Origin of the sequence: Exiguobacterium sp. s152, from assembly GCF_018618335.1 — a bacterium.
Classification (GTDB): Bacteria; Bacillota; Bacilli; order Exiguobacteriales; family Exiguobacteriaceae; genus Exiguobacterium; species Exiguobacterium chiriqhucha.
This window is the reverse complement of the sequence record NZ_JACSLX010000001.1, coordinates 633,415-649,409: the sequence shown is the minus strand read 5'-3', so window position 1 is coordinate 649,409 and position 15,995 is coordinate 633,415. Positions and strand designations below refer to the sequence as shown.

The window sequence follows — 15,995 nt, the reverse complement described above, 5'->3', positions numbered from 1 at the left end:
TCTTGTTTATGCTTCAGTTGTCTGTGGCACGAGATAAATCAAACCGAACGGGTTATGGAGCAAGTTGTCGATGGACGTGCGCTCGTCTTCGCCCATCTCGACCGTGAACGTCTTGCCGTCCTCGAACGTGAAGCTGTCACCGTCTCCGAACATCGAACCACCCGAGATGAGGTGGAAGTTGAACGAGTGGACGACGTGAATCGCATCTTCCATCTCGAGCGTGGCCGGTACGGCGACGTCGGCATGACCGAACGCTTTCATGCCCCACGAGACGTAAGCGTCTTCTTCTTCTGTGATGGCCGTCAACAGCGAGTAGTCGAGGGCGAGATCTTCTTCTTTCGACTCCTGCCACTCGTCTTTCGAATAGGCGACACCCGCCGTCTCAACCATGACGCCGAGGCCGCCGGCGTTCAAGATGGCGTTGGCCGCACGGCGCGCTGCCGCGATGTCTGACACGTCGTTGACGTCGACAATCAAATAGACGATGTGCGTATGACGGGCGAGCCCTTTCGCGATTTTCGGCGTGAAGCCACCTGAACTGGCATGAATCATCGCCTCGGCGAGGGCTGGGTCGCGCTCAACGACTTCGACCGTGAACGCTTTTCCGGTCTCGTCTTCTAACAACAACAGGCCGGCCATTGTGTAGCCTTCACTATGTAAACTGATTTGTTCGTTGACTGCCTCGGCCGATGACCAGTTTCCTGGGATAGCGAGCAATACTTGTGTACGGTTCATAAGAATCATCCTCTTCTTCTAATAGTCAGGCCCCTCACAGGGAGAGGCCCGGTCTCTTCTCTTATTATGCCCTATTTGGCGACAAATTATTCTTGATACGTCTTTAATACTTCTTGTAATGGGATTTGATCGATTTTACGACGGCTGACGAACGTGCTCGCGAAGAAGAGGAGGGTGACCGCCCCGAGCGTGTAAACGACATACACCCATTCAAATTCGAGCGGTAGGACGAGGCCGTAGTCTTCCGCGAATACGACGATGATGACCCGCAAGACGATGAGGGCAATCGGGATGCTGAGCAATGCCGAGACGAGCGCGTACATGAAGTAACTGTTCAAAATCATCGATCGGACCTCGCGGCGGTCATAGCCCATCACTTTCAACAGCGAGATGACGTAATAGTTTTTCTCGACCGTGAGCGCAGTCAAGACGAACAGGATACTGAAGGCAATCAAGGCAGAGCCAGCAATCATGACGTTCATCATCAAGTTCATATACTCGTTAATCGAGGTGGATTGGTCGATTAAGCTGTCGCGCGACAAAATCGTCGCATAGTCGGTCTCGTCCGGTCGCTCGGTCGCATAGATGCCGTTGAACAGTTTATCTGTCTCCCCGTCGGTCAGCTGGTCGCTCAAACTCGTGCGTGACAAATAGATGGTGTCACCCATATATTCGTCAGCAATCTCGCGAATCGGATACGACAGCATCTCGTCGTCAAGTTCGATGTCGAGCGTGTCCCCGGTCTCGAGTCCCAGCTTCAAGGCGAGCGAGGCACTGACGATGATGCTGTCTGCTTCCGGCGACAATCTATCTCCGTTCTCGTCTTCGAGACGGTAGAGCGTGTTCGCTTCATCGAGCCCTTTCAACGTAACGAGCTTGTCTTCGACAAAGGCGAACGGATAGGTGAGGAACGGTTCTTGACCGTCACGAAGTTCGGGTTGTGTGGTCGTGAACGCCTCGTACGCATAGTCGGCCTCGCCAATCTCTCCGACCGTCATCCGATCGACGGCGCCGTTCATCATGAGAGCGAACACGATGAGGAGCGTCGAGAACAGGATGCCGAGGAAAAAGATGATGAAACTGCCCGTGCTTTTGACGGCGTACAAATATTTGAACTTCGTCTTGCCGCGGGCGTTGCGGAGCAGGCGGCTGACGAACCGGCTGAGACGATTGAGCGACAAGTTGTCTCGTGGCGAAAGTAAGGCGAGCGCGCTCTCACCCATGAGTTTATAAATGACGGCCCCGGCAACGAGTGCGAAAAAGAGAAGCGGGGCGAAGACCGCCGTGAGAAAAACAAATGGGCTTTGGGCGATGGTGATGGACGGCAAGAGATAAAAGTCCAGATATAAGTCTTTGAGCGGGTCGGCGAAATAGAGGCCGAGGAAATACCCGGCGATGAGCATGATGGTCGCGAAAGCTAAAATGAGCATGAGATACGGCGTCGCAATTTGCCGACGGCTATAGCCGATCGCTTTCAAGAGACCGATTTGGCCACGTTCAGACTCGAGCATGTTCGAAATCAGAATGCCGACGATGATGACGGCAATCGAGACGATGAAGAGGCTCAAACCGAGTGCCATCGCCTTTCCGGAAGAAATTTCACTATAGATGGCCCCGCTGCGCATGATATTCTCCGTCTCCATGACCGAGATGACGAATGGGAGCTCGACGTCCGTCACTACCGTCCCATCGGTGACACCGGCCAGACGGAACGATTCGTTCCCGTTCATCGCCTCATAGGCCGAATCTGTCATGAGCAGGAGCGTCTGTGTGCCTGGGTCGAGATTGAAGAAATTGTCGTCGAATAGCGGCAACGTGTAGTCCGGGAACAGGACGAACCCGGTCACCGTGAACGGTTCACCGAGATCAATCGTGTCACCGATTTTGATTCCGTTCTTTTCAGCCGATTTCGTATTGATGGCGACCTCATCGTCCGAGCTCGGACGACGACCTGACTCGAGATAGGACAGGTTGATGGCGTCCGCATCCTTTACAACGAGCCCGCGATGTTCGCGGTCATCGAACGTGTAATTGAATAGCTTCGTGGAGCGAAGCTCGAGCGTCACGTCGCCCAACTCGCGCTCGACGGCGTCGAGGCGTGCCACCATCAAGTCATCGAACGCTTCCGCGTCGGCTTGTTTCAAGTCGGCGAGCGTGTACTTCCCGGAGGCGAGAAAGGCAGCCAACTCGGGCGCAGCCGCCTCTTCTTCGGTGACGCGGTTGAGCATCTCGACGGCAAAGTCTTCTTGATTCGATGACGCAAGATATTCCTCGGTCGGGACTTCGATGCCGCTGATGCCGTAAAACATCATCGTGTACGTGAGCGAGCTCATAACGATAATGACGGCGATGGCGAGAAGTTGCATCCATTTTCCGGCGAGCGTCTTCCATACATTTTTATAAAGCATCTGTCTCACCCCCAGTGGATGTCACGAGCAGATTGTTTGATCGGGTTGTGCGTCAATTCAATAATTCGACCCGAGTTCATTTTGATGACGTCATCGGCCATCTCGCTGATGCCGGGGTTGTGCGTGATGACGACGACGGTCTTGTCATACTCCTTGTTCAACCGTTCAAGTAGTTCGAGCACCCGTTTCGAGTTGTCCTCGTCGAGCGCCCCGGTCGGTTCGTCACAGAAGACGATGGACGGGTTTTTGGCGAGGCTGCGGGCGACCGAGACGCGCTGTTGTTCGCCGCCGGACAGTTGATACGGATATTTGTCGCGGGCGGCCGTCAGTCCGACCTGCTCAAGCAACTCATCGATCGGGAGCGGGTTGTCAGATAAATCGGCCCCGATTTGAATGTTTTCATAGACGGTCAGATTTTGGAGAAGATTATACTGTTGAAAGATAAAGCCGAGATGGTCGCGCCGAAACGCGGTCATTTGTTCCGGTGACAACTTGGTCAGGACGGTATCACCGAACGTAATCGTCCCGGACGTCACCGTGTCGAGTCCGCTGATGACGTTCAACAGCGTGCTCTTGCCGCTCCCGCTCGGTCCCAAGATCACGACGAACGCGCCGTCCTGAATCGTCAACGCGATGTCTTTCAGCGCAGCCGTCTCGACATCCCCGGTCTTATAGATTTTATTGACGTGCTCGATGTGAATCATGCCAATTCCTCCTTTGTCCGATGCTATCTTTTACCCGTTTCAAGCGCAATCTGGACGGGAATATGTGAAACTTCAAGGGAAATCAATTTTTGAAAAAATAGTGAAACCGCTTCACCTGTGATAAAATAATATTACCAGGTACTAATTTTGATTGAAGGAGAGCCTTAACATGAAAATTGCTTATATCACGGACAGCACCGTCGTCCTTCCAGATTCGATTCAGCACCACCCGGATATTCACATCGTCCCGCTCTACGTCGTCAAAGGTGATCAACCGTATAAAGATGGGGTCGAGGTCGATGCCAAGACCGTTTACGAATGGATTGATGCGGGCGAGCGCGTCTCGACGAGCCAACCGGCCATTGGCGACTTCGTCACATTGTATGAAGGAATTAAAGACCAATATGACATGGGCATCGCCGTCCACTTGTCATCCGACTTGAGCGGCACGTATTCGGCATCGGTCCAAGGTGCAGAGATCGCTGAGTTCAAATTGCTCGCGATTGACTCGCGGGCCGGGATCTATACGATGGGACTTATGCTCGAAGAGTTGATTGAACGGGTCGAACGCGGTGACGCGCTCGAGGACGTCGAAGCGAATATGAAACAACGTGTCGAGGATGTCCGCATCGAGTTGATTTTGCAAAACTTGACGCAGATGCAAAAGGGCGGACGTATCTCGAAGTCGAAAGCGCTCATCGGCAACATGTTGCAGTTGAAACCGGTGCTCCGCTTCGAAGACGGGCTCATCGTCCCGTATCAGACGGTTCGAACCTACAAAAAGGCGCAGGCGCAACTGTTCGAAGCGCTCCGTCAAGCCATCGATTCGGGCAAGTGCACGGACGTCTCGATCTTCCACGGGAATGTGCCCGAGCTGGCCGAGTCGTGGAAACGGGAACTCGGTGACAAAGCCAAGATTCGGGTCGATACGCTCGCACCGCTTCTCGGGGCGCACACAGGGTCGGGCTCGATCGGCATCTCATTTTTAAAAGCGAAGTGACCACAAGATTGTGACGAAAGTCGCGGTCTTTTTTTTTATTGTCAAAACTTTCAAACGACGGCTGGAATCTTCAACCAAGAACCTTCATACTGTGTAAGAATGATAACGGAAAAGGAAAGGGGGGAGACGATGCGATTTCGGAAGTACCTCGTCAGGAGCTGGTTCTCGTGGTCGATCGTCTTCATGGGGATTCTCGCCTATATGTGGCTCGGGATCGGGACGTTCGATTGGTCGTTGTTTTGGTTCATCTTTACACTCGGCGCCCTGTTCGTCATGAACCCGCTCAAGCGGCGGCACTTGCACTTCACGTTCCATGAGATGTTCGTCTTTATGACGTTCTTCTTGTACGGTCTGCTCCCGGCCCTGCTGATGGGGCAACTCTTGTTGCTAACGTTCCAGGCCCGGACGTTCACAAACAAAGTTGGACGGCGACGGTTTTTACATTTCTATCCGCTCAACACGTTGATTGAGGCGATGCTGCTCGTCTTTCCAGGTCTCGTCTATTTGCGTCTTGGCGGAGAGATTGGACCGAACGTCCATCTGCTCGAACAAGGTACGGCGTTACTCGGCTTCTTCGCCGTCTTGTTCCTCGTCCTAGGATTCAGCTTCCTCTTATCACGGTTCTTGATCGGTGAACGGATTCCTCTCCCGATCATGTGGCGTCTGCTCCGGTTCGACTGGCTCGTCATCTCGCTCGAGCTGTTGTTCACGATGGTCGCGATTGAGGCGTTCCAATTGTTCGGCTATACCGGCCTGATGGCGACGTTCCTCATCTTGTCGCTCCTCAAGATGGGTCTGTCCAAAGCGACCGAGACCGAGGAGACGCAATCGAAAATCGACCAAGTCGAACGTTTGAAAGAACAGCTCTACCGGGTCGATAACGAGCAACTGCTCATCGAGAAGTTTTGGAACGGGTTAAGGGAAGTCGTCGAACTCGAGCGCGGCTGGCTGCAAGTCAATCGAACCGGCGACCGCACGTTCTACGATGTCAGCGGACGAAAGTCGAAACCGATTGGCGACGCCTTTACGCTCGAACGGCATCGCGATGCGGAAGAACCATATTTCGTATACGATTCGCTCCATGAGTGGCATCCCGACCTGCAAGCGCACCAGACCGAGCTGCATCATTCAGCCCTCGTCATCCAGCCGGTGTCGAGCACAACGAACGCCGTCAGCTGCATGATTTCGACGACGGCGAACGGCGCATATGAAGAAGCGATTGCCGTCGAAATTCATCGTCTGTTGAAAACCTTGTCCTGGTCACTCGAACGGATTGACGAGCGGAACCGGCTCCAGCATGAGAGCCTGACCGACCCGATGACGGGGTTGCCGAACCAACGGGCGCTCAAGCGTTGGACGAAGGCGCGGTTGAACGATATCGCGTCGTATCCGTTGTCCGTGTTCTTGGTCGACTTGGATCACTTCAAGTCGATTAACGACACGTATGGTCATGCGTTCGGAGATGAAGTGCTCATCGAGGCCGGGGCGCTGTTCAGTCGTCTCGTCCGGAGCGGGGATCTCGTCACTCGTTACGGCGGCGAGGAGTTCGTCTTCGTCTTCCCGCGCATGAACGAGGCGGCCGCCCTCGTGACAGGGGAGAAGATTCGCCAAGCGCTTCGCGTCCATCCATTCGGCTCCGAAGGGATTCGGGTCCAAGTGACGGCGAGTATCGGCATCGAGACAATTCATGAGTATGAGGACCTCGATACGTTGTTACGCAATGCCGACCGGGCCATGTACGTCGGTGCGAAATTCAACGGCCGGGACCGTGTCGCCCATTATCGCGACACGTCGACGGAACGGATTCAATGATAAAAAGGAGAATCTCAATCATCGAGATTCTCCTTTACTTCTGTTCCGCCATGACTAGACTCGAACAGACATGAAGCTTAACCAGTTTCTATCATTTGAGATTTGTCTGTAACGCAGGTGATATGTGTTCGGATTTGCTAACCAAGGCCGGCGCCCGAACTCCTAGGGGAGAGCGATGCAAGGGTGACCCCGTAAAGCGCGGCACGCGCTGCGGAGGCATCCGCAGCGCCCCAGGAACGGAGGGTGCCGGCTGAGGTGGAAATCCTCTATACTCAAGCAATCAATTGTTATCACAATAAAGGAGGACACCGGATACCCGGCGTCCTCCTTATGAATGAAAGATTATAATTTCTGATTGAAAATTTCTGACTCGACCGCGTGAATCGCAGCTGACCATGAACCGTAGCGATGAAGAATCGCTTTTGTGGATGGTTTGTTGTTCCGTTTTGCCCATTCGCGATACGCTTCGAATGAAAGAGAGAAACCCATCTCGTGAATCGCTTCACGGAGTGCGGTGGAGAGCTCGGATTTCGAGTACGTCACACTCGCTTCAAGTCCGGCTTCGGCGCAGGCGTCATGCCACGAACCGAACGTCTTGACGATATGGTAATGGCTTGGTGCCTTCGGATGAAGTTTGCGCCATTCCTGATACTTTTTGAGCGTGATAATCGATCCCATGTCGCGTGAGTAGAGGGCGAGTGTCTCAATGATATCTTCACGCGTGTACTTTGGCATCTTGTCCGGGAGATCGACAGTCGCCTCGCCGTGCCATTCGTAGCCGGCGATGGCAAGCGCCTCGGCCCATGACCCGAATTGTCGGATAATCGACTCGGGAGACGGCCAGCTTTGTTCCATCGCGAAGCGACGATATACAGAGCGTCGTGGACGTTCCTTCAACAAGTCGCCGAGCAGCCGAATGCAGTGAATCATCCTCTGCTGTTCGGTGGACAAGTGGTGGGATTTAGTGGATAACGTTTGACTCAATGATGGTTCCTCCTTCCATGGACTCATATCTGAACCGATAAAGATGACGAAGTTGCTTCTACAATCATACTATCGGCCAGTTTTTATAATTTATAAGTGCATTGCTCAAGTTTTTTTAAACTGATTTTATGAACTGTTAGGTCTAAAGTCCTGTTAGCACTTTGAAAAAATGGTAACAGTTCTATTACAAATTTAATATTAAATGGATTCAATTGTAAACAAAAAGTTTTATCGTGGCTAATATGTAATAATCTGTACGAAAAAAGTACCCAACTGGCCAATGGGGTCATCACCGTCGCACCAGTTGAGTACTCTTCTATAATAAATTTAATTTTCAGACTAATCAAATGAAAGTTTTGAAAATAACGATTTTTTTTGAAAGGGTGGTCAGTGAAACGGACGGTCTGCTAAAATAATGGAATTGATGTAAAAAAGAAAAGAGGATAATACGATATGACAATATGGTTATTTTATCTGCTGCTCGGCTTGATTCAAGGGTTCACCGAGCCGATTCCAATCTCATCGAGCGGTCACTTGGTCATCTTCCAAGAGCTGTTTGATATTCAATTACCAGGACTCTCGTTCGAGATTTTCGTGAACTTTGCTTCATTACTCGCTGTTTTGACGATTTATCGGCAGGATGTCATCCGTCTCATCGTCAGTCTGTGGACGTTCTTGTTTAAAAAGGACCGCAGTGACGAGACGATGGTCGACGTCAAGTTCATTGGTCTCTTGCTCGTCGCCACGGTCCCAGCCGGTGTGCTCGGCGTCCTGTTCGGCGATTGGATTGGCGAGAAGCTCAGTGGCGTCGCCACGGTCGGTTATACGCTCATCTTGACCGGGGTCGCGCTCTGGTTCATCCGGAATATGCGAGGGAATAAAGGAGACAGCGGCATCACGCTCCGCGACGCCATCTTGATCGGTCTCGCCCAAGCGGTCGCGCTCATCCCAGGCATCAGCCGTTCCGGGGCGACAATCGTCATGGCGATGTTGCTCGGCATCAAGCAAGAGTCGGCGCTTCGTTTCTCGTTCTTCCTTTTCATCCCGATCAGTCTCGGGGTGACGATTTTAGATGGACCGGAGTTGTTCACGAATCCAGAGACACGTGATTTGTTCGGACCGCTCATCTTGGCGTTCATCGCCTCGTATGCGCTCACGGCCATCTCGCTCAAGTGGTTCCAACACATCATGGCGAAAGGCGAGCTCAAATACTTCTCGTTATATTGCTGGATTGTCGGACTCCTCGTCGTTTTATTCTTGGCTTGATTTACAGGGCGCTGCTCATACGAGCGGCGCTTTTTTTGCGCATTTCGTTTTGCCATCCATTTATTTTTGCGCTAAAGTGGAAACGTACAAACAAATATTCCTTCGGGGTCGGGTGAAAGTCCCAACCGGCGGTGATGGGCGCGAGCCTTAAGTCCGTGACCCGGGCGCACGTGTGCGAACGGTGGATCTAGTGCGATTCTAGAGCCGACAGTATAGTCTGGATGGGAGAAGGAAACATGACAGGTCCATGCGACCTGTAGTTCGTCGTACGTTTTTCTGTAAAGAAAACGCTTATTTGGCTTGCCCAAATGACGATGAACGGCTCCCACCGAGACCTTGAGGATCATTCCTTGAGGTCTTTTTGTTTGTACGAAACAAGGAGGGAGATTATGCAACAGTACATGCAACAAGCCATCCAATTGGCCAAATCCGCCTCATCGACCGGCGTCAATCCGCGTGTCGGAGCCGTCATCGTCAAGGACGGTCGGGTCGTCGGGTTCGGCGCCCACTTGAAGGCGGGGGAAGCGCACGCCGAAGTGCACGCCATCCGCATGGCCGGGGCCGCGGCCTATGGCGCGACGATGTACGTCACGCTCGAACCGTGCTCGCATCATGGCAAGACACCGCCGTGTGCCGATTTAGTCGTGGAGTCGGGCATCAAGCGGATCGTCATCGCGATGAGCGATCCGAACCCGCTCGTGGCGGGACAGGGCATCGCTCGATTGAAAGCGGCCGGGATTGAAGTCGAGGTCGGACTGCTCGAGCGTGAGGCACGAGCGCTCAATGTGGCGTTCTTGCGTTCGCTCGAGACGAGACGGCCTTACGTCGTCTTGAAGACCGCGACGAGTCTTGACGGCAAAGTCGCCCTCGATACTGGTGACAGCAAGTGGGTGACCGGGACCGAAGCGAGACGGGACGTCCATGAACTGCGGTCGACGGTCGATGCGATCTTGACCGGTGTCGGCACCGTGCTCGCCGATGATCCGGCGCTCACCGTCCGGCTCGACCGCGAGACGACGCAACCGCTCCGGGTCGTGCTCGACCGGGAGTTGCGGACGCCGCTCTCGAGTCAGCTCGTCCGGACGGCGAACGATGTGCCGGTATTGCTCTACACGACGTCTGACGATGTATCGAAACGGGACGCGTTTATCGAGCGTGGCGTCGAACTCGCGGCGTACACGTCGCTCGACGCTTTCCTGCAAGACGTCTACGCACGCGGCATCGGTCGCCTGCTCGTCGAAGCGGGACCGACGCTCGTCACCTCGCTCTTGGACGGACAGTTCGTCGACGAGTGGGTCATGTATCAGTCGCCACGCGTGTTCGGTGGCAAGGGTGGTTTCTACCGCTCGCATCATGACGGTCCGCTCGATGTGATCGAGCGGTATGACGTGCAATCGGTCGAGACGGTCGGCACCGACATCAAGCTCATCATGCGAAAGGAGGAGTCCGATGTTCACGGGAATCGTTGAAGAAATCGGCAGTGTGAAAGCAGTGAAACGGAACGGGCCATCCCTCCGGCTCACGCTTGCCGGGAAGGTCGTGCTTGAGGATGTGAAACTCGGTGACAGCATCTCTGTCAACGGTATCTGTCTCACGGTGACGACGTTCGACCGTGACAGTTTCTCGGTCGACGTCATGCCGGAGACGCTCAAGGCGTCGAGTCTCGACGGGGTCCGCCCCGGCACGAGCGTCAACTTGGAGCGGGCCATGCCCGCGAACGGACGCTTCGGCGGTCACTTCGTCTCGGGTCACGTCGACGGCGTCGGGCGCATCGTCAAAAAACGGTCGCTCGCGAACGCCGTCTATGTCGACATCAGCTGTGAGCCATCGCTCCTCCGCTATATCGTCCCGAAAGGTTCGATTTCGGTCGACGGGACGAGCTTGACGGTGTTTGACGTGACGGAACGCGGATTCACGTTGTCGCTCATCCCGCACACGTACAGTGAGACGGTGCTCGGGATGAAGCAGGCCGGGGACGCGGTCAATTTGGAATGTGACATGTTGGCTAAATATATGGAAAAACTCGTAAGTCAAAAACCGATGACGCTTGAATCGCTCGCGTCACAAGGATATGGGAAGGCGGGATGGTAATGTTCCATACAATCAAAGAAGCAGTCGAAGACTTGAAGAAGGGACGCCCCATCATCGTTGTCGATGACGAGGACCGGGAGAACGAAGGGGACTTCGTCGTGCTCGCGGACAAAATGACAGCAGAGACGATGAACTTCCTCATCACGGAAGGGAAAGGGCTTGTCTGCGCTTCTCTCGCCGAGGAAGTGGCCGTCCGGCTCGACTTGCAGCCGATGGTCACGAACAGTACCGACCCGCACGGCACGGCATTTACGGTCAGTGTCGACCACGTCGATTCGACGACGGGCATCTCGGCGGGCGAACGGGCCCATACGGTGCGCGAACTCGCGAACATCAACGCCCGTCCGGCCGATTTCCAACGTCCGGGACATATCTTCCCGCTCATCGCCAAAAAAGGCGGCGTCTCGGTCCGGCGCGGACATACGGAAGCGTCGGTCGATTTGGCGCGCCTCGCCGGCAGTGAACCGGTCGCCGTCATCTGTGAGATTATCCGCCCGGACGGCGAGATGGCCCGGGTGCCGGACCTTGAACGCGTCGCGGAAGCGCATGATTTAAAATTCATCACGATTGAGGCGCTCGTCCGTTATATGGAGACGGACCTCGTCGAACGAGAGGCGGACGTATCGCTCCCCTCGGTGAAAGGGGACTTCCGATTGATTGGTTATCGGAACGTCCTCGATCGGGAAGAACACGTCGCGCTCGTCAAAGGTGAGCTCGAATACGCACCGCTCGTCCGGATTCATTCCGAATGTCTGACCGGCGACGTGTTCGGCTCGTATCGTTGCGACTGCGGGCCGCAACTCGATACCGCGATGGCGAAAGTGGAGGCCGAAGGCGGTGTCATCTTGTATATGCGTCAAGAAGGGCGCGGCATCGGTCTGCTCAACAAGTTGAAGGCGTACGAGTTACAGGAACAAGGGCTTGATACGGTCGAGGCGAACGTTGCCCTCGGTCTGCACGCTGATTTACGCGATTATCGGGTCAGCGCAGCCATGTTGCGTGACCTCGGCATCACGAACGTCCGGCTCATGACGAACAACCCAGAAAAAGTCGACGCCTTGGAAGCGTGCGGCCTCACGGTCATCGAACGGGTCCCGATTCTTGTCGGCGCCCATGCCGCGAACGAGCAGTATAGATTGACGAAACAACAAAAAATGAACCACTTTGGAGGAGAAGAATCATGATGCATACAATCGAAGGAAACTTGGTCGGAAAAGGCTTGAAAGTCGGAATCGTCGTCGGAAGGTTCAATGATCTCATCACGATGCGTTTGCTCGACGGGGCGAAGGATGCGTTGAAGCGCCACGGCGTCGAACAAGACGACGTTGAACTCGCGTTCGTCCCGGGAGCGTTCGAACTTCCGCTCGTCGCGAAGAAGATGGCGATGAGCAAGAAGTATGACGCCGTCATCACACTCGGTGCCGTCATCCGCGGCGCGACACCACACTTCGACTACGTCTGCAGCGAAGCAGCGAAAGGTGTCGCCCAGGCGAGTTACCAGTCAGAAGTACCGGTCATTTTCGGCGTCTTGACGACAGAGACGATTGAGCAAGCAATCGAGCGGGCCGGAACGAAAGCTGGGAACAAAGGCTGGGAAGCGGCAACGGCGGCCATCGAGATGGCGAACTTAATGAAACAATTTTAAAAAAGAACGACTGTCGCTCCTCAGGCTGTTGAAGAACCAAGTCGCATATCGCAATTTGGTTCTTCTTTTTTATGTGTGTGAAGGGATTGAGGAGCTCTGTCTGACATTAACTGAAAGAAATGCTATGGAGACGGTCGTGTCAGGATGATAGATTGGCGCTTCCCGTCATTTGCCCGCAATCGAACGTGAAGCGAAGTCTGTGAAACTCGTTTTTAGTTATTTATACCCAGTTTAAAATAGTTAAAAAGACTCAAAATCTCTGTTGGATAACCGATACTTATATATATGAGAATGATGGAGGGGTTTGGATGAGGCACGTCATTACGGCACTGGAAAATGAGTTGCGGAAGCAAGAAGAATTGCATCATTTAGTGTCTTTGTTACTCAATCGTTTTTTAACTACATCGTTGGACGATTTCTCGGAGCGGGTGAATCATTCTTTGGAAGAACTAGGGCGTTACTTTCAAGCGGATCGGGTGTATGTATTTGATTATGATTTCGAAAAGAAACTTTGTCACAATACATTTGAGTGGTGTGCACCAGGCGTCTCGTCCGAGTTGGATAATTTACAGAACGTCCCGTTAGATGCGCTTCCTGAATGGGTGAATACCCATATGAAAGGCGAATCGATGTACATTCCTCAAGTCGAAGCATTACCCGTTGAAAGTGGGATCCGACAAATTCTCGAGCCTCAACAGGTTCAAAGTCTTCTCGCGGTTCCGATGATGAGCGGGAATTACTGTCATGGCTTCGTTGGATTCGATTCTGTCATGCAAGAACGAACGTATTCGAAACATGAACAAAACGTACTAAAAGATTTTAGCAATGCACTTCTCGGGGCAGTCGAACGTCACCGGGTTGAAGCGCAACGTGAAATGATTCACCAGCAATTGATTGTCGCGAAGCAAGAAGCGGAACGGGCCAACATTGCCAAAAGTGAATTTCTCTCCAATATGAGCCATGAAATTCGAACCCCGTTAAATGTGATTCTTGGATTTTCCCATTTACTCAAACAAGAAGGATTAGATCAAAAAAATAAACGACGTGTCGAAGACATTCTCCAAAATGGCGAACATTTACTGATGCTCATTAATGAAATTTTAGATATGTCAAAAATCGAATCGGGATATGTACAGATCGTGAAACAAACCATCTCACTTCCTGTCATGATCGAGGATCTTTATCGTATGTTCGAAATGATGGCGTATCAAAAAGGTATCGAGCTATTGGTTGAAGTGGACCAATGTGTTCCAAATCAAATCGGGAGTGACCCGACGAAAGTGAAACAAATCTTAATCAATCTCATTCATAATGCGTTGAAGTTTACGGACCGAGGAAGGATCCGAATCAAGGTCTCGGCTTCCGCCAGTCAACTTTGTTTCATCATCACAGATACCGGTCGGGGAATCGAAGGGCAAGAACTGGAGCTACTGTTCGAACCGTTCTATCAAAAAAAGTATACCGACCAACAGCAGGGCACCGGTTTAGGGCTTCCAATCAGCAAGCAATACGCTACATTGCTTGGAGGCGATCTTCAAGTGGAGAGTAGCGTTGGACACGGTAGTCGGTTTACATTCACTCTCCCGCTCGAACAGAATGAGAGAGTGGAGACCGTCAATTCAGAGTCGGAGACATGGACGGACGTTCGATTTTCAAACATGCACGTCCTAGTCGTCGAGGATACGCCAGCCCAACAAGATATTTTACAAGAACTACTCGAAGCGGTTGGCTGCAAAGTCAGTTTGACTTCTTTAGGCAACGTTGCGCTCGAAAAAGTTCGAACAGAGCGCTACGATATGATCTTATTGGACGTTCGGTTGCCTGATCTAGATGGAATCGAAGTAGCTACTCGACTCAAATCGCATGCTAATTGTCCACCAATCATTATCATATCGGCCAACGCGTTCGACGAAGATCGCCAAAAAGCCTTTGCGTCAGGCGCAAGTGCGTTCATTTCGAAGCCATTTCATCCAAACCTATTGTTCGAGGTCATGCATCGGCACCGAAATACCATCATCGTGGATTCACAAGCGATGTTGTCCGACGTGTACACAGCCATTCAAGAAGGGGATGTGGAAACGATTGAACACTTGGTGAGCGATTACCGGATGGAGACACCTCATTTACAACCGATATGGGAAGCGATTGATCAATTTGATTACGAGCTCGCAAATCGTCTGCTTCATCAAGCGTTAAGGGGGGAAGCTGATGTGTGAAGCCAAAAAACGAATCGTGTTTGTAGTCGATGACACACCGGCCAATTTACGGCTGTTATACGACATTTTACATCAGGCCGATTACCACGTACGTGTTTACCCGAACGGTAAATTGATGTTACAGGCGATGGAGCGAGTGCAACCCGACTTGATTTTATTGGACATCATGATGCCTGATATGAACGGATATGAAGTCTGTGAGATTCTTCGGAGACGATATAATCCAAATATCCCTGTCATTTTTCTAAGTGCGCTGACCGAGTCGTATGATAAAGTGCGTGCTTTTGAAGTGGGAGGGCAAGATTACATTACGAAACCGATTCACCCAGAAGAAGTATTGCTACGTCTGAACGCTCAATTAAAACATGTGAATGAACGCGAACGATTCTCGTACAATCTAGAAGAAAAAGACAAACAGTTACACGAGTATCAGGAGGGGCTAGTCAAGACGTTACTCCGCTTATCTGGTTTGCGCGATAACGATACCGGTAATCATATTGAAAGAGTACAAGCGCTCGCGACAAGTTTGGCGGAGCTTCTTTTAACGGAATCGAGTGCACAAGTTAATCCAATGTTCGTCGAAGCGATTCGTCTGGCAGCACCGCTACATGACGTTGGAAAGATTTCCGTCCCGGATTCGATCTTGTTAAAACAAGGTAGGCTTACTGAAGAGGAATGGCAACTCATGAAAGAACATGTTCGAGTTGGGGGCGAAGTGCTTGGAGAGCTCCATCGGCAATTTCCGGAAAATCCCTTTACCCAGATGGCGATGGACATCGCGCTCTATCATCACGAGAGATGGGATGGGCAAGGTTATGTCCATGGTCTATCTGAAGAAGCAATTCCGCTTGCGGCGCGAATTGTAAGCATCGTCGATGTATATGATGCGTTACGAACTATGCGGCCATATAAACCCGCTTATTCACATGTAGAGACATTGAAAATCATGGGTCAAATGGAAGGTGCGTTCGATCCTCACTTGTTCAATCTGTTTTTGAATCACGATCTGCTTTTCTCCACTGTGTTTGATTCCATTTACGAGGCGGGGCAGGTAGAGCGTAACGCTCAGACTCCGTTTACCATTTGATTGAGGCAAGAAGCGCGACGGCTTCGTCCTTCATAGATCCCCTATTC

Annotated in this window: 13 protein-coding genes and 1 riboswitch; of the genes, 9 read left to right on the top strand and 4 right to left on the bottom strand. The window is 52.3% G+C overall.

All coding sequences use genetic code 11. From position 1 onward, the window contains the following. Positions 1 to 6: 6 nt before the first annotated feature. From KNP72_RS03330 to KNP72_RS03320, 3 genes are all read right to left on the bottom strand, one after another. A complete protein-coding gene (locus KNP72_RS03330) occupies positions 7 to 735 on the bottom strand; it encodes a DUF4261 domain-containing protein (RefSeq protein ID WP_251128827.1) in 729 nt (242 codons plus the stop codon). Positions 736 to 821: 86 nt separating this feature from the next. Continuing rightward, positions 822 to 3,143, bottom strand: coding sequence for an ABC transporter permease (locus tag KNP72_RS03325; RefSeq protein WP_214832118.1), 2,322 nt, complete (start codon positions 3,141 to 3,143; stop codon positions 822 to 824). A 5-nt stretch (positions 3,144 to 3,148) separates the two neighbouring features. Beyond that, positions 3,149 to 3,847, bottom strand: coding sequence for an ABC transporter ATP-binding protein (locus tag KNP72_RS03320; RefSeq protein ID WP_214832117.1), 699 nt, complete (start codon positions 3,845 to 3,847; stop codon positions 3,149 to 3,151). Between the two features lie 169 nt (positions 3,848 to 4,016). Here KNP72_RS03320 and KNP72_RS03315 point away from each other — a divergent pair, with 169 nt between their 5' ends. Further along, complete coding sequence (locus KNP72_RS03315; RefSeq protein WP_214832116.1) at positions 4,017 to 4,847, top strand: DegV family protein; 831 nt, start codon at positions 4,017 to 4,019, stop codon at positions 4,845 to 4,847. 129 nt (positions 4,848 to 4,976) lie between these two features. Then, positions 4,977 to 6,659, top strand: coding sequence for a GGDEF domain-containing protein (locus KNP72_RS03310; protein ID WP_214832115.1), 1,683 nt, complete (start codon positions 4,977 to 4,979; stop codon positions 6,657 to 6,659). 342 nt (positions 6,660 to 7,001) lie between these two features. On the opposite strand, the gene KNP72_RS03305 is transcribed toward KNP72_RS03310, so the two are convergent. Continuing rightward, positions 7,002 to 7,643 carry a homing endonuclease associated repeat-containing protein gene (locus tag KNP72_RS03305; protein ID WP_235045171.1) on the bottom strand — a complete coding sequence of 214 codons (642 nt, stop codon included), beginning with the start codon at positions 7,641 to 7,643 and terminating at the stop codon, positions 7,002 to 7,004. Between the two features lie 453 nt (positions 7,644 to 8,096). Here KNP72_RS03305 and KNP72_RS03300 point away from each other — a divergent pair, with 453 nt between their 5' ends. From KNP72_RS03300 to KNP72_RS03270, 7 genes are all read left to right on the top strand, one after another. Continuing rightward, positions 8,097 to 8,909 (top strand): undecaprenyl-diphosphate phosphatase, encoded by an 813-nt coding sequence (locus tag KNP72_RS03300; protein ID WP_214832114.1) that lies wholly within the window; start codon positions 8,097 to 8,099, stop codon positions 8,907 to 8,909. 94 nt (positions 8,910 to 9,003) lie between these two features. Continuing rightward, positions 9,004 to 9,146, top strand: a riboswitch (FMN riboswitch). 152 nt (positions 9,147 to 9,298) lie between these two features. After that, positions 9,299 to 10,378 (top strand): bifunctional diaminohydroxyphosphoribosylaminopyrimidine deaminase/5-amino-6-(5-phosphoribosylamino)uracil reductase RibD, encoded by a 1,080-nt coding sequence (ribD, locus tag KNP72_RS03295; RefSeq protein WP_214718027.1) that lies wholly within the window; start codon positions 9,299 to 9,301, stop codon positions 10,376 to 10,378. After that, entirely contained in the window at positions 10,359 to 11,000 is a 642-nt protein-coding gene (ribE, locus tag KNP72_RS03290; protein WP_214832113.1) for a riboflavin synthase, read from the top strand. The genes ribD and ribE overlap by 20 nt, the downstream gene beginning before the upstream one ends. Then, a complete protein-coding gene (gene ribB, locus KNP72_RS03285) occupies positions 11,000 to 12,184 on the top strand; it encodes a 3,4-dihydroxy-2-butanone-4-phosphate synthase (RefSeq protein ID WP_214832111.1) in 1,185 nt (394 codons plus the stop codon). Before ribE ends, ribB begins: the two co-directional genes overlap by 1 nt. After that, positions 12,181 to 12,645 carry a 6,7-dimethyl-8-ribityllumazine synthase gene (gene ribH, locus KNP72_RS03280; protein WP_285800934.1) on the top strand — a complete coding sequence of 155 codons (465 nt, stop codon included), beginning with the start codon at positions 12,181 to 12,183 and terminating at the stop codon, positions 12,643 to 12,645. Before ribB ends, ribH begins: the two co-directional genes overlap by 4 nt. 308 nt (positions 12,646 to 12,953) lie before the next feature. After that, a complete protein-coding gene (locus KNP72_RS03275; protein WP_214832109.1) occupies positions 12,954 to 14,861 on the top strand; it encodes a GAF domain-containing hybrid sensor histidine kinase/response regulator in 1,908 nt (635 codons plus the stop codon). Next, positions 14,854 to 15,948 (top strand): HD-GYP domain-containing protein, encoded by a 1,095-nt coding sequence (locus tag KNP72_RS03270; RefSeq protein WP_214832107.1) that lies wholly within the window; start codon positions 14,854 to 14,856, stop codon positions 15,946 to 15,948. Before KNP72_RS03275 ends, KNP72_RS03270 begins: the two co-directional genes overlap by 8 nt. Positions 15,949 to 15,995: the final 47 nt, after the last annotated feature.